12 protein-coding genes are annotated in these 12,741 nt (G+C 57.7%); 6 read left to right on the top strand and 6 right to left on the bottom strand.

Going from position 1 to position 12,741, the window contains the following annotated elements:
* The first annotated feature begins 20 nt into the window (after window positions 1–20).
* From minC to ACZ9DP_RS08050, 4 genes are all read left to right on the top strand, one after another.
* Window positions 21–743: a septum site-determining protein MinC gene (minC, locus tag ACZ9DP_RS08065; RefSeq protein WP_074071847.1), complete on the top strand. Its 723-nt coding sequence runs from the start codon at window positions 21–23 to the stop codon at window positions 741–743.
* Between the two features lie 32 nt (window positions 744–775).
* Window positions 776–1,591: a septum site-determining protein MinD gene (minD, locus tag ACZ9DP_RS08060; protein WP_040115446.1), complete on the top strand. Its 816-nt coding sequence runs from the start codon at window positions 776–778 to the stop codon at window positions 1,589–1,591.
* On the top strand, window positions 1,588–1,848 hold the full coding sequence (gene minE / locus ACZ9DP_RS08055; RefSeq protein WP_194731194.1) for a cell division topological specificity factor MinE: 261 nt from the start codon (window positions 1,588–1,590) through the stop codon (window positions 1,846–1,848). The genes minD and minE overlap by 4 nt, the downstream gene beginning before the upstream one ends.
* A 564-nt stretch (window positions 1,849–2,412) precedes the next feature.
* Window positions 2,413–3,693, top strand: a complete 1,281-nt coding sequence (locus tag ACZ9DP_RS08050) for a DUF3422 family protein (protein WP_283073926.1) — start codon at window positions 2,413–2,415, stop codon at window positions 3,691–3,693.
* 428 nt (window positions 3,694–4,121) lie between these two features.
* Here the strand turns inward: ACZ9DP_RS08050 and ACZ9DP_RS08045 are convergent, their stop codons facing one another.
* On the bottom strand, window positions 4,122–5,132 hold the full coding sequence (locus tag ACZ9DP_RS08045) for an IS30 family transposase (protein WP_476201139.1): 1,011 nt from the start codon (window positions 5,130–5,132) through the stop codon (window positions 4,122–4,124).
* Window positions 5,133–5,481: 349 nt separating this feature from the next.
* Here ACZ9DP_RS08045 and ACZ9DP_RS08040 point away from each other — a divergent pair, with 349 nt between their 5' ends.
* Complete coding sequence (locus ACZ9DP_RS08040) at window positions 5,482–6,219, top strand: hypothetical protein (RefSeq protein ID WP_476201137.1); 738 nt, start codon at window positions 5,482–5,484, stop codon at window positions 6,217–6,219.
* 9 nt (window positions 6,220–6,228) lie between these two features.
* Here ACZ9DP_RS08040 and ACZ9DP_RS08035 read toward each other — a convergent pair whose 3' ends face one another.
* From ACZ9DP_RS08035 to ACZ9DP_RS08015, 5 genes are all read right to left on the bottom strand, one after another.
* Window positions 6,229–7,602, bottom strand: a complete 1,374-nt coding sequence (locus tag ACZ9DP_RS08035) for an ISNCY family transposase (RefSeq protein WP_476201136.1) — start codon at window positions 7,600–7,602, stop codon at window positions 6,229–6,231.
* A 613-nt stretch (window positions 7,603–8,215) separates the two neighbouring features.
* Window positions 8,216–8,725: a GNAT family N-acetyltransferase gene (locus tag ACZ9DP_RS08030; protein WP_476201134.1), complete on the bottom strand. Its 510-nt coding sequence runs from the start codon at window positions 8,723–8,725 to the stop codon at window positions 8,216–8,218.
* A gap of 240 nt (window positions 8,726–8,965) precedes the next feature.
* Complete coding sequence (locus ACZ9DP_RS08025; protein ID WP_476201133.1) at window positions 8,966–10,267, bottom strand: Fic family protein; 1,302 nt, start codon at window positions 10,265–10,267, stop codon at window positions 8,966–8,968.
* A gap of 621 nt (window positions 10,268–10,888) precedes the next feature.
* Window positions 10,889–11,041 carry a hypothetical protein gene (locus tag ACZ9DP_RS08020; RefSeq protein ID WP_476201131.1) on the bottom strand — a complete coding sequence of 51 codons (153 nt, stop codon included), beginning with the start codon at window positions 11,039–11,041 and terminating at the stop codon, window positions 10,889–10,891.
* Window positions 11,041–11,325, bottom strand: a complete 285-nt coding sequence (locus tag ACZ9DP_RS08015; protein WP_476201129.1) for a hypothetical protein — start codon at window positions 11,323–11,325, stop codon at window positions 11,041–11,043. Before ACZ9DP_RS08015 ends, ACZ9DP_RS08020 begins: the two co-directional genes overlap by 1 nt.
* Before the next feature lie 157 nt (window positions 11,326–11,482).
* On the opposite strand from ACZ9DP_RS08015, the gene ACZ9DP_RS08010 reads away from it, so the two are divergent.
* The gene (locus ACZ9DP_RS08010; RefSeq protein WP_476201127.1) at window positions 11,483–12,295 is read left to right on the top strand and encodes an aminoglycoside phosphotransferase family protein; all 813 of its coding nucleotides are present in this window, start codon (window positions 11,483–11,485) and stop codon (window positions 12,293–12,295) included.
* The last annotated feature ends 446 nt before the right edge of the window (window positions 12,296–12,741 follow it).

Genomic DNA, 12,741 nt, shown 5'->3' with positions numbered 1-12,741 from the left:
TCAACGATTTCTTAACATAGATGACCAAAGTGCTAACAGACGCTCGCTCTATCCGCATCAAGGGCCGCTCTTTCCTCGCGGTCATGCTTTCTCCAGATCTCCCGCTCGATGATTGGCTGGCGAGACTGGATGATCTCGCAGCCCGCTCAGCCGGATTCTTTTTGGGCCGGCCCATCGTGCTTGATGTCACGGACCTGCAGATCGACCGATCGCAGTTGAAGGACCTCATTGCGGAACTAACGCAACGCAATGTGAGCGTCATGGGAATCGAGGGCGGCCGGCCGTCAATCCTTGGGCCAGGCATGCCGCCTGCACTGAAGGGCGGACGGCCGGTTTCCGACTTTGAACTTCCAAAAGCGGAACCAATCATCGATCTGCAAAGCAAGCCGCCGGCAAGCGAAGCGCGTCCGGCGCTCCAGTCCATCGTGATCCGGCAGCCCGTGCGTTCAGGCCAGTCAGTGATTTTCCCGGAAGGCGATGTCACCATCGTCGGTTCTGTTGCCTCCGGTTCGGAGATCATCGCCGGAGGTTCGGTCCATGTTTATGGCACCTTGCGGGGCCGGGCCATGGCGGGGTCGGTCGGAAATGCGTCCGCGCGGATCTTCTGCCGAAAGCTCGAGGCAGAGCTAGTTGCGATTGATGGCGTCTACAAGACCGCTGAAGACATGGCCTCGAACCTTCGAGGACAAGCTGTCCAGCTCTGGCTGGAAGGCGACACGATCATGGCAGAGAAACTTATCTGAGCCGAAAGCCGGCTAGGACACAGGAGAGCAAGATGGGGAAAGTCATCGTCGTCACTTCAGGCAAAGGCGGAGTTGGCAAGACAACTTCTACCGCCGCGCTTGGAGCGGCTCTGGCGCAGAGGAACGAAAAAGTGGTCGTCGTCGATTTTGACGTCGGGCTACGCAATCTCGATCTCGTGATGGGTGCGGAGCGAAGGGTCGTCTACGACCTGATCAACGTCATACAAGGCGATGCCAAGCTCCCTCAGGCGCTGATACGCGACAAGCGACTCGAGACGCTGTTTCTGCTCCCGGCATCGCAAACGCGCGACAAGGACAACTTGACGCCGGAGGGTGTCGAACGTGTCATGGCCGACCTGAAGCGCCACTTCGACTGGATCATCTGCGATAGCCCCGCAGGCATCGAACGTGGGGCGACCCTTGCAATGCGCCATGCCGATATCGCCGTCGTCGTCACCAACCCGGAAGTTTCTTCGGTCCGTGATTCGGACCGCATCATCGGCCTATTGGACGCCAAGACCGCCAAGGCAGAACGCGGCGAGCGGATGGAGAAGCATCTGCTCCTGACCCGCTACGATGCCAACCGAGCCGAACGGGGCGATATGCTCAAAGTCGATGACGTCCTGGAGATCCTCTCCATTCCGCTCCTCGGCATTGTTCCCGAAAGCATGGATGTTCTACGCGCCTCCAATATTGGCGCGCCTGTGACGCTCGCCGATAGCCGCAGTGCACCCGCGATGGCATATTTCGATGCCGCCCGCCGGCTTGCCGGTGAGGAAGTACCGATCACAATTCCCGGGGAAAAGCGCGGTCTCTTCGGCAAGATATTCGGACGGAGGGCCGCATGAACATCTTCAGTCTTTTCGGCAAGAAGAAAACCGCCCCCGCGGCCCGTGAACGCCTGCAGGTGCTTCTGGCCCACGAACGCTCGTCGGCGGGTTCAGACCTTGTATCGCTGCTGCGCGAGGAAATCCTTGCGGTGATTGCCAAGCATGTGCAGCTCGACAACGACAAGGTCCAAGTAAAGATGGATCGCAATGAGCACGTGTCGATTTTGGAAATCGACGTCGAGATCCCATTGAAGGCAGAGGCGCAAGCTGCTTGAAACGGCCAAAGAAGCCGCACGCCTGAAGTAGTGGTCAGATATTGAGAGCCGGGTAGGCGAGGGGAGGGCGCGGAGTAAGCGGCGACTGTAACTGTCGGTTGCCTGAAGACGCCGCCCTCCCGCTGCCGCTTCCGGCATTGCGGCGCCTGATAACATCCATATACCCAGCTTGGCCCGGAGCGCCCCGTCAGCGCCGCTGATGGAAGCACCGCTTCTGACCGGCGACGTCGATTTGCACAGGCTTCATGCCTGGACGACCGGCGCGATTGGGACAATCGTGCACCGGCGTTGGCCGTACGGGGCAACCAGGTCCAATCGTGATCGCCGTAATCGCGCGGACCGGTGCCGCGATGCGCCCAGTTGTGCGATGCTGCACCTGCCGCTCGCCGGCTCCCTTCCTGAACTTTGCCACTTTTGCGGGCCGCTTCCGCTGCTCATGCGCAATTGGGTTGCAGCCGGACTGCTGCCCTATAATCGATTAAACTCGACCTAGCTTAACAAATTGATTTACATGACATTTGAGGCATGGCAACGGGTAGAAACTCAACTGTTGCCGGGGGCCAAATGAGCAGGGGTGTTTTTGCTTTCAGACCGGCCGCTCTTCGTGAAAGAGCGGTGGGCGAAATCCACGCTCGGCCATATGCCCTTATTACGGTACCTCGCGTCATCTTTCAGCTTGCGTTCCTGACGGACAGCGAGCCCGATCAGGATCATGATATCGTAAAGCGGCTCTCCCAATCGAGCGGATCGCCGCCTCCGTCTCATGAGACCAATCACCATGCGATCAGCTGGGGACAAGGAACGCTGAGATGGGAACGCCACACGGAATTCTCGACCTATTTCTGGGACAGCCCCGCTCCGGAAAAGTTCGGGGCTGAGATCCCTGTGCATCCATTCGGTGACGGATTTTCGCAACCCGGACCCTTCATCTCGGGAATACGGCTGGAGATCAGATCTGACACTGAAGAGACGCAGAAGGACCTCGCCGTTTTCGACCGGACGAGCCTTTGCCGCAGTGACCTCAGAAGCGGGGAGGCCACCATTCTTACGGATTTCCGTCCGGATGGGGATGGCCTGACAAAGATCCTCGTTATTGACCGCGGTCTATCCGACAGCTCGCGCGGTGCGCTCGTTCAGAAGCTTCTGGACATTGAGACCTATAGAACACTTGCAATGATGGCATTGCCTTTGGCACAATCGCTGTCACCCGAGATCCGCCGGATAGAAGCTAGCCTGACGGCGGTCACTCAGCGGATGAAGCAGCACGCTCGCGACGAAGCCGATCAGCTGCTTGCGGAAATTACCCGTCTGGCGGCCGAACTCGAAGCGAATGCTGCGATGAGCCTTTACCGGTTCGGCGCCAGCCGCGCCTACTACGAAATTGTCCAAGAGCGAATTCGGGCGCTTGCCGAAACAGCGACATCCGGGAGCGAGAGCCTTGGTACTTTCTTGGAGCGCCGCCTGGCACCGGCGATGCGGACCTGCCAATCTGTAGAGGAGCGCCAGGCAAATCTCTCGCGCAAACTGGCTCGTGCCACGTCCTTGCTAAGGAGCTGGATCGATGTCGAGCTGGAGCAGATCAACATGACGTTATTAAACTCCATGGACCGCAGGGCAAAAATGCAATTACGCCTGCAGCAGACCGTTGAGGGCCTCTCCGTTGCTGCCATATCGTACTATGTCGTCGGACTGATTGGATATGTCGCCAAAGGGGTACACTTGTTTGGCATCGAGTTTGGATCAGAAATTGTGACGGCAATCTCGGTGCCTGTCGTCGTCTTGGGAATTTCGCTTATCGTGCGGAATATCAGGCATCGGCACTCGGAAGAAGGCGACACGCAATAAAGGAACCACCCGCAGGTTGGGCGAAGACGACCACTGTCGGATTTGGCCGACATACGAATGGCTTCTGGACTCTCGAGGCAAATATGTTCGAGCGTAGCCAGATGCGGATGACCATATCGTCGTGTAACGTCTTCTCGGTGGACGTCAGGACTGGCGGCGGATTCTCGACACGCTGGTGATCCGCTCAGACAGCTCTGCGAACCCGACAAAGCTAAGCGCGACCGACGGTTCTTCAACGGGCCGCAGAGCTAAGAGCTTGCCGCTAGCATCGTCGATATAGACCAGCAGGCGCAATTGGGACCGCGGTTCTCTGACGTTGACCAGCAGATCGAGAGGCGAGACTGTCGCATCTCTAACTGGCCCAACTGTCGCATTACTAAATAGCTCTGTGAGTTCATGGCGAACCGCGACCTGCGGGCTTTGAGAAGCTAACTGGTGCGCCGGATTTGCGCGAGGAGTTTCTGGCGGAAGACTTCCGCTGGTGTTTTGTAGCCGAGGCATTTGCGCGGCGTTGCGTTCAGATGATTGCAGATGTCGGTGAGATCGCGGTCGCTGAGAGACAGGGGATCGACCTCTCTCGAAAGCCATTTCCTCGCCCGTCTGTTGGTGTTTTCGACGGTGCCTTTCTGCCAGGGAGATTGTGGATCGCAGAACCAGGTCTGCGCTCCGATGCTTGCCTGCAGGTAGGGCCAGTCGGTGAACTCAGTACCACGGTCGAAGGTGATCGAACGACGAGCGAGGTGGGGCAGGGATTGCAGCACCTGGATCAGGCCGTCCATCACCGGTCTGGATTGTCGGTCGTTGTTGCGCAGGAGAATGGCAAAGCGACTGACCCGTTCGACCAGTGACGTCACGTTGGCCTTTCCGAACTTTTTGCGAAACTGGATGAGATCGCATTCCCAGTGCCCGAACTGCTTGCGCTCGGCAACTGCGTCGGGCCGGTAGAGAATGTTGACGTCGGGGGTGAACCGCCGACCATGGCGGCGTCTGGCGTGCCGTGGCCGACGCCTGGCGCGGTGCTCCGGAAGATGTCGCCACAGCTTGATTGCGTGGCCGTCCGAGGAATAGGCGAACTTGTAGATCGTCTCATGGCTGACAGAGATCGGATGGCGCTCAAGCTGCAGTCGGCCAGCGATCTGTTGCGGCGACCAGCCATGCATGATGCGCTCGATCACCGATTGGCGCAGATGCGAGAACCGGGCAAGTTTGCGCAGCTTGGCACGCCGTTCTCGCGCCATGTCATTGGCCATCACGCAGTAGTAACTGTTGAGGTCCGGCATCTCACGATCCTCGAACGTATTGCGGCGCAGCTCACGGAAAATGGTCGAGCGATGTCGGTGCAGTTTCTCGGCGATCACGTCAACGCTGATCCCAGCCGTGCGCCAGCGGGCAATCTTGCGGCGTTCTTCCACATCGATCTGGGAGTAGGTGCGTTTCATGTCTCGTTCCTTGCAAGGATAAACCGTTGTTATCTATTGCAAGTCGCACTTCATCCTTGAACCCACCCCTCTTACAAACAATGTGGCGGGGAAGTTGGAATGTCCGCACTTGTGCAAAAGTAGAAATGTCACTTTGGGCGCGTCTTCAGCCATTTAGAAATGCGACACTCGACATCTCCACTTGCGCTGAGGCAAGCCCCCGACCGGACCGGCTGGTCCGGGTTGCAAGGGAAGGGAGGGGGCGGGTGAGAGGCACCCCTTCGGCTTGAGCTTTCTCAGTAGCAATTGTTCGGTCGCCGGTTGTACTATTGTCGGCAGTATGTTGCAGGGCAGGGATCAGAGTGGCACGATGCTTCCGGAAATCAAGCTGGTGGGTGGCGTCGATGTCGCCGCTCTCTCGCCACTTCTTCGCGGGATGATCCTTTCGGTTTCCTACGCCGGCAGTCAGGGCGGCATCGGGTTGACCGCGACTGGCGCCATGAACCGCAAGTTTGTGCATTGGGCCGCCACGCACTTCCAGTGGCCCGGCTTCACAGCCGAAGACCTCTACAGCATGAACAAGGTGCTCAACGAATGCGACATGCCGCCGCTTTGGCCCGTGCGCGACATGCTTCATCACCTCAGACTTCTTCGCCGGAATAAGGACAACCTGCTACCAACCAAACGTGGTCGGGACTTCTTGGCGAGACCGCAAGCCTTCTTCGATCTGATCGCCACGGATTATCTCTATGCTTATATCCATCATGGGCAGACGCAGGAAGATGTGCGCAACCGGATACGTTGGTGGCACGTCTTTCTCAATCTTATCAATATGAAAGCAGATATGCCGTGTTCTCTCGAAGAGCTGGCGAACGAGCTATACCCGAGCGAAGCGTATCCGGCGCCAGCAGAGATGACGGTCGAAACCGTAATGGAACGATCGTCGCTCCGCTACGACGTCATCCAGCCGCTGTGCTGGCTGGGATTGCTACACGAAGAGCGCGAAGGACTGACTATCTGGCAGGACGGTACCTACCTCAAGACACCCTTGTGGGAGGCCTGTCTGAAACTGGAGTCGGATAAGCAGGCCTCAATCAGCATGCATTGACGACGACTTTTATTCGGCAGCCGGTTGCCTCAACAACGCGTTCTCTCGCCGCGCAACGACCTTTGGATCGCCCATGAAATCCTTCCTCCGGCCCGGGCCGCGCGCGCGTTTGACGTAGCCATTTTTGTCGCTGTTACTCTTTACGGTCGGCTTGTCGTGCTGGTCCTGGCGCTCCTTGATATAGGCCAGCACATCGCCAAGCCGCTTGTTCTCGGTGATCGCCGCATGCGTCACACGCTGGTCCTTGTCGAACACCGTGTAGGGCAGGGAATACCCTTTCCAGCGCACATCCAGGCGACCATCCGCATAGGCATAGGTCTCGACATAACGGCCAGCCAGACCGCGCGTCACCTCGGTCTCCTTCAGCATGATCCGCTGGCGCTCAAATGAAAACGTCAGCTGCGATCCGACATAACGCTGCTCGCGTTTGCACAGAATCTCGTTGAGCCGTTCCGGCGCCAGATTCATTGGCCGATGCAGATCGTCTGATCGGGCAGGGACAATCGCAAACCGCGCATTGTAGTGCTCCATGAAGCCCGGCAAAAACGCGTTGCCAGTCTTCATATCGCCGATGCCCGCCAGCCGTAATTCCTTGACCAGCCGATCCTGCAGCGTCCGGTTCATTCGCTCGACACGCCCCTTCGCCTGGCTCGAATTTGCGCAAAGAATCTCGATGTTTAACTCTGAAAGCGCCCGCCCGAACTGGGTCATGCCCTGGCCACCCTTGGCGTCCTCCTTCGCCACCCGAAACACCGAATGCTTGTCGGAGTAAAAGGCCACAGGCGCGCCGTGATGCTTTAGATAAAGTGCCAGCGCCTCGAAATAGCTGAAGGCGCTTTCCGAGCGGACAAAGCGCAGCTGCAACAGCTTGCCCGTCGCATCGTCGACGAACACCAGCAGCGAGCACGGCGGCCCGCGATCTTCGAACCAGCGATGCTCGGAGCCGTCGATCTGCACCAACTCGCCATAGGCCTCGCGTCGCAGTCGTGGCTGATGAAACGTCCGGCGCTGCTTGCGCGACAGCCAAAGTCCGGCCTCCGTCATCCAGCTCCGCAGCGTCTCGCGCGACACACGCACTCCATCGCGTTCGGCAAGCTTCTCGGCTGCCAGCGTCGGACCGAAGTCCGCATAGCGTTCGCCAACCAGCGTCACGGCGTAATCGCGAACACCATTGCTGATCCGGTTGTTCGACGGCCGGCCGATCGCCTTGTGTCGGATCGAGGCCGCACCGCCAGTGCTGATCCGCTCCAGCAGACGACGCACCTGGCGCGTACTCAGATCAAGCACATGCGCCGCCGACACCAGCGTCATCCGGCCGGCGATCACCTTCGACAAAATCTCGATCCGCTGCAGATCCCGCTCGCTCATCGCAATCAGTCCCATCCGCAATCTCCCAGGTCATCAAACCCGGGGAGAGTGACATTCTTACTTTGCAGAAACAGGACACTTTAACTTTGCGGCTACAAACAAACATCACATAATCTATCTTATGGAACTAACGGGCGGTTTTGTGAGTGTTGCTTTTGCTCCCAAACCGCCGCTTACGCAGTTGTGGATTTCCTCGATAAAAAGCGGTTTTGGCTGTTGGTTTTGTGACGGAGCGTGAAAGATTTGCGCAGGTTTATGTGGGCGCAGGTCGTTATGCCGGTTAATCTAGCTTCTTCGTCAATACCGCCAACGATGTCCGGCGTGGTCAGCGTCGGCTCTTCCGGTGCTCCTCGGTTCTGGGCGACAATCTGGAGCGACGTCCTAAAGACGTCGTTAGAGCCGTCGACCCGACGCAAGCATCTGTCCGCCCTGGACCGGCTCTATGACGCCGCCCAGCGCCAGCGTGGCAGCGACTGCCTCGACCGTCTGATCGCCGAGGCCGACGCCGATGCTCTTGCCCAGAGGTCCGCACGTCGGATAATGCCCCAAAGATGGTCTGACTTACCCGCGAGATAACCGAGACGGTCGAGGGCATGACGGCCCAGTTCGGCTTTAAGTCCCAATCCCTCTAAATCGGACGGTCGAATGAAAGTAGCAGACTTTCCACCCCGCCCTCGATGACGTCTCGATACGGCAGAAACCCTGCGGACAGCGAACCACGAATAGCTATTTTGTTCTCTTTAGCGTGACAAATGAAGCATTTGCAGTCTTGGGGGAAAAGGGAAGGAACCACGTTCAGCACATATGAGCGAAGCATAGCCTTCCCCAAGCCCCTCCCTATGAAACGCTCATCACCGATAAATAGGTCGACCGCTACGCCGTCGTGCTCGCCTATCTCAAACGCGAAATCGGGATAGCCGCGAAGCAAATAGCACTGCAATTTTCCAAAAGGCTCACCATTATAACAGGCTATATGGCAATGGGTGGGATGGCTTGGATTGAGGCGTTCGGAATACTTCCTCTGAACTTCCTCTATTGTTATCGGCGTCTTCTGGTAGTGAGCACGCATATGAAAGCTATTTAGCCATTCACACAATATCCGAAAATCTGCTTCGGTCAGTGACCTGAAATCAATCATCTGGCTGTACCTTAGGTCGATTGCTCGACAGGTTCTACTCGCACGTCGCCCACGGGCATTCCAAGCGGTAATCACGAAGCCGCAAAGCCCGACGCGAGCTAAATGCTCGCGTGCGGATGCTTGAGCGCAGGTCGCCTTCAGGACCTAGTCACTCACTCACCCAGCTTCGGAGCCGAAACCGCACTCTTTGGAACTGGCAGGCGGTTTCGCCGGTCACGCCGGCGTGCGTCCCGAGAGTTCCTAGGTATCATCGTCGTCGGCATCCAAACCATCCTTCACGCGCTGCACTGCCGCCGCCACAGCGGCTTCCAGAAGCGAAAGCTCGTCATCAGTCATCTCCGCAAACAAGCCGCGTTTCTTGTTTGAGATGTGGCCGTTCTGCAGGCACAGCTTGACAAACAAAGCTGCTTTGCGGTTGGGCATATCAATTATGTCGGTCAAAGCCGAGTAGCCGGCGTCGAAATAACGAATGTAGTCGAGTTCCTCCCTGAGGTCTTTCTGAACCGTCTCGCCAATCTTTTGATAGATGAACTCCACCGATGGAGTGGCATCGAAATATCGGTAGAGGTGGGCAGTGTCGTTCCTGACGACGATGCTGTGGTCCCTATCCCATCGCCAGTCCGTTCTTTCCAAGGCGGGACGCGAGAACGTTTCAAGCGTGGCCTCGTATGCCCTTTCGTCACGGACGATGGCGGCGGATACCGGGAAGAGAAAGTCGGGAGGGGTGAAGCCTTCTCTGGACAGGATGTTGTGGATCAGGAAGCGGTGAATTCGCCCGTTGCCGTCTTCGAACGGGTGTATGTAGACGAAAGCGAAGGCGACGATCGTGGCCGCTACCACCGGGTCCGACATGCCCTTGAGCCGCTCAGTCAACAAAGACCAATCCGCCATCAACGGCTCGACGTCCTCGGGTTTCGGGCCGATGAAATGGACCTTTTCAAAGCCCGGGCCGATCGTCTGCCCGACGAAGTTCTGGAAATCGCGGAAGTCATCTGCGGCATACCTCGGATCGACGATCGTATTCTGCAGCTCGACGAGATCGCGTTTGCTCGCCGGATCGAAGGCCGCGATGTTCCTCAGCGCGGCAACGAACCGTTCTGCTCTCTGCGCGGTGGGTTCTTCGCGCTCGATTTCAAAGGAGGATTTCGTCTCCTTGGTGAACAGGTACTGGATCGCTCTGGCGAGGAGTGCTGGATCGCAGTCGTTCACGATGTCTTCAGCTTGCCTGTTGATTTCCGACGCTCTTGCATCGGCTATCGGCCTCGTGGAACGTACGGTGACGCATAGTCCCGGCACGCCGAGCATATTGTCGACGACCTTGTGGCGTTGTGAGAACCTTCCGGCCGCACCGATGTTTTTCTTCTCGTCCAGTGCGTGGACGTAGTTCACGGTTCCCGCGTCCGGCAGAGAAAGTCGTGTTCCAGTGAACCATTCAAAGAGAAACCATGCGCGGCGGGCGAACGCGCCTTTCGGCTCGGCTTTGATCCAGGCTTCGATCTCTGCCGGATCGACCTTGTTCATAGTCTGGGCGATAACGCCCATGTCGAGTGTTTCATGCTTCAGAGCGAATTTGAGGTTTCCCGCGATGCTTTCTTCGGGAGCATAGACGAGAGGGTACTTCTCAACGACCCTACCCTCTTCTACATATGTTTTCCGAGACGTCTGGCCGCACCAGGACTCGACGGCTGGCGCGGGGCAATCCAATCGCAGATGCGTCCTCAGCCAATTCTGTCCGATTGGAAATTCGCTCATCGTTGAAGCTTACCTATTCAAAAACGCATTCGCCTGTTCAAATTCGGTTTAATTTACCCTCTTCCGTCAAAAAACACTATACGGCCAAGCATTTCCTGGCGAGCGCCATCAAAAACGCATTCGAACGTGAAAAAACGCAATGCAAGTTTGCCTTAACGTCGAAAAAGTATGCGATGTTTTCATTACCTTCCACGCCGGAACAGCTTCCATGTTGCAGGCGGCAGTACGGGTTCGGCCATCGTGGAATCCTTGGAACGATATAGTCGCCCGAAACTATCGATCCCGATGGACGCGCCGAGGGAAAAGCGGCAGGCCATAGGTTTCGCCTTCCGCCTTCGCAGCCAACCGACGTGCACAGTCTGGAAGAGCGAAGTCGGGAATCTGAATGTCGATCCTTTAAGGCTCATCCAATCACCCTTCACCCTCTGGCGGATGATCTTTTTGCTGGTCTGGCAACACCGACCACGGTCGACCCGTACGCGCATCCTCTTCGGTCGCTTCGTATCCGAGGTCATCCGCGCTTCCGGCAATTAGCTTGAAAGCATAAATTCGATTGATTTTCATTAGGTGCTCGCCTCCCCTTCCAGCATGCTCGCACTTGAGTCGATACCGGTCAGTATCGCCCTCGAGGAGCTCTGCGGCATGAGTCCCGCCGCCGCATCTCGCATCGGCGGACAGTTCTCAAATTCCGCATGTGCACTGGCGGTGTTTGGCGGGTGGCCGCGTTCCAACACGACATAATCCGAGCAGCTTTGATACAGCGGCATCAGTCGTGGAGCGTCAATTCCAATCAGCCCTTCAATTTCATAGCCAGAGAGCGAAATTAGGAAATTGGTGGTTTTGTCCATGAAACGTAGCGTTTCGGCGCGGGATGACGCATGCTCCCAGCTTAAGTATAAAAAGACGGCTCGCCGCGTTTCTTGCAATCAGACTCACCTGCAGGAACCTTGGCCAAGGTGGGCCATCTGCACCGCACACGCGGGATAATGGGAGTTAGATAGGTGTATGGTTGAGTCAGAGATCGCCCTCGACGGCGGTGCAGACTCGACAGTCGTTCGAGTCGGCCAGACAGTTCGGCGCGACGGTCGCTCTTGGTCACCGGCTGTCCTCGATCTGCTGCAGCACATCGAGCGTAAAGGATTTGCTGGCGCGCCGCGTGCGCTGGGCTTTGACCACCAAGGGCGAGAAGTTCTGACTTATATTGAGGGCGAGGTCGGCCGAGGTGCCGGCTTCATCCCGGACCACGGTGGCCGCTTCGACAGTCGTCTCCCAGACTATGTTTGGCGTGACGACGTGCTCGTGCATCTCGGCGCGCTCATGCGTTCCTATCACGATGCCGCGTCGACCTTTCCCTCGGCCAGCCGCGGGTGGCGCTTGGAGTCTCGCGAGCCTGTCGAGACGGTCTGTCACAACGATCTCGCGCCATGGAACACCATCTTTCGAGCAGGCCTTCCGGTGGCGTTCATCGATTGGGACACCGCGGCTCCGGGGCCTCGCGCCTGGGACCTTGGGTTCATCGCCTGGCGTTGGGTGCCGTTCTGGCGTGACGCGAAGTGTCGAGCACACGGGCTCCCGATTGGCGTTGCCGAAAAGGCTCGCCGCTTTCGCTTGCTGCTCGACGCGTATGATCTCGAGCCTGAGATTGGCGTTGTGCACGCGGGAATCGAGCGGATGCGCCAATTGCAAGAATACATGTGGAAGCTCGTCGCCGGCGGTTCTGGCTGGGAGGTCGAGCTCGCTCGTCGCGGTGTGCTCGACGAGGTGGCCCTTGAGATCGAGTGGGTTGAGGAGCACGCTTTAGCTCTGGTGGGATCCTGATTCGTCCCACCCCCGGCGTGCTCGACCTTGCGGCGGCTGACTTGGGAAGTGTTGCGGCGAATTCGAAATGAAGAGGATATTCTTCCCGTGTTCGATGCCTGACATGACGTAGGTTGCTTTTCCGCACCGGTCCTTCCGGATCGCCGGGATGTGGGGCGGCTTCGGGCCAACTTGAGACTTTTGCTTGGGTCTCCTGTGCGCCAAGAGGAGCAAGATCCAGGAGGATAAACCGAACTCCTGGATTTCGACTGTGAACAGTGGTTCGAAAGTGCTCTCTTATCGCCCGGATATCCGCGCGGGTTTGAGGGTGGCCATCTGTCTGGCCGCCATAACGCGGGTCCTTGTGGCGGGCGAAGCGAGGAATAGATTCGAAGTCCTGCACCAATTTGGGAACGGCTAACCCTCTCACAGCGTTTTCAGATGGTCGGGTTTGATCGCTATCAACG

This window comes from Rhizobium sp. USDA 4016, from assembly GCF_056279705.1.
Note: the sequence above shows the minus strand (reverse complement) of the source record. Positions and strands in the feature narration are given on the sequence as shown.

Excerpts from the sequence above, each read along its gene's own strand:
- minC (WP_074071847.1), top strand. The coding sequence starts at position 21 with ATGACCAAAGTGCTAACAGACGCTCGCTCTATCCGCATCAAGGGCCGC.
- minD (WP_040115446.1), top strand. The coding sequence starts at position 776 with ATGGGGAAAGTCATCGTCGTCACTTCAGGCAAAGGCGGAGTTGGCAAG.
- minE (WP_194731194.1), top strand. The coding sequence starts at position 1,588 with ATGAACATCTTCAGTCTTTTCGGCAAGAAGAAAACCGCCCCCGCGGCC.
- ACZ9DP_RS08050 (WP_283073926.1), top strand. The coding sequence starts at position 2,413 with ATGAGCAGGGGTGTTTTTGCTTTCAGACCGGCCGCTCTTCGTGAAAGA.
- ACZ9DP_RS08045 (WP_476201139.1), bottom strand. The coding sequence starts at position 5,132 with ATGAAACGCACCTACTCCCAGATCGATGTGGAAGAACGCCGCAAGATT.
- ACZ9DP_RS08040 (WP_476201137.1), top strand. The coding sequence starts at position 5,482 with ATGCTTCCGGAAATCAAGCTGGTGGGTGGCGTCGATGTCGCCGCTCTC.
- ACZ9DP_RS08035 (WP_476201136.1), bottom strand. The coding sequence starts at position 7,602 with ATGGGACTGATTGCGATGAGCGAGCGGGATCTGCAGCGGATCGAGATT.
- ACZ9DP_RS08030 (WP_476201134.1), bottom strand. The coding sequence starts at position 8,725 with ATGATTGATTTCAGGTCACTGACCGAAGCAGATTTTCGGATATTGTGT.
- ACZ9DP_RS08025 (WP_476201133.1), bottom strand. The coding sequence starts at position 10,267 with ATGGGCGTTATCGCCCAGACTATGAACAAGGTCGATCCGGCAGAGATC.
- ACZ9DP_RS08020 (WP_476201131.1), bottom strand. The coding sequence starts at position 11,041 with ATGAAAATCAATCGAATTTATGCTTTCAAGCTAATTGCCGGAAGCGCG.
- ACZ9DP_RS08015 (WP_476201129.1), bottom strand. The coding sequence starts at position 11,325 with ATGGACAAAACCACCAATTTCCTAATTTCGCTCTCTGGCTATGAAATT.
- ACZ9DP_RS08010 (WP_476201127.1), top strand. The coding sequence starts at position 11,483 with ATGGTTGAGTCAGAGATCGCCCTCGACGGCGGTGCAGACTCGACAGTC.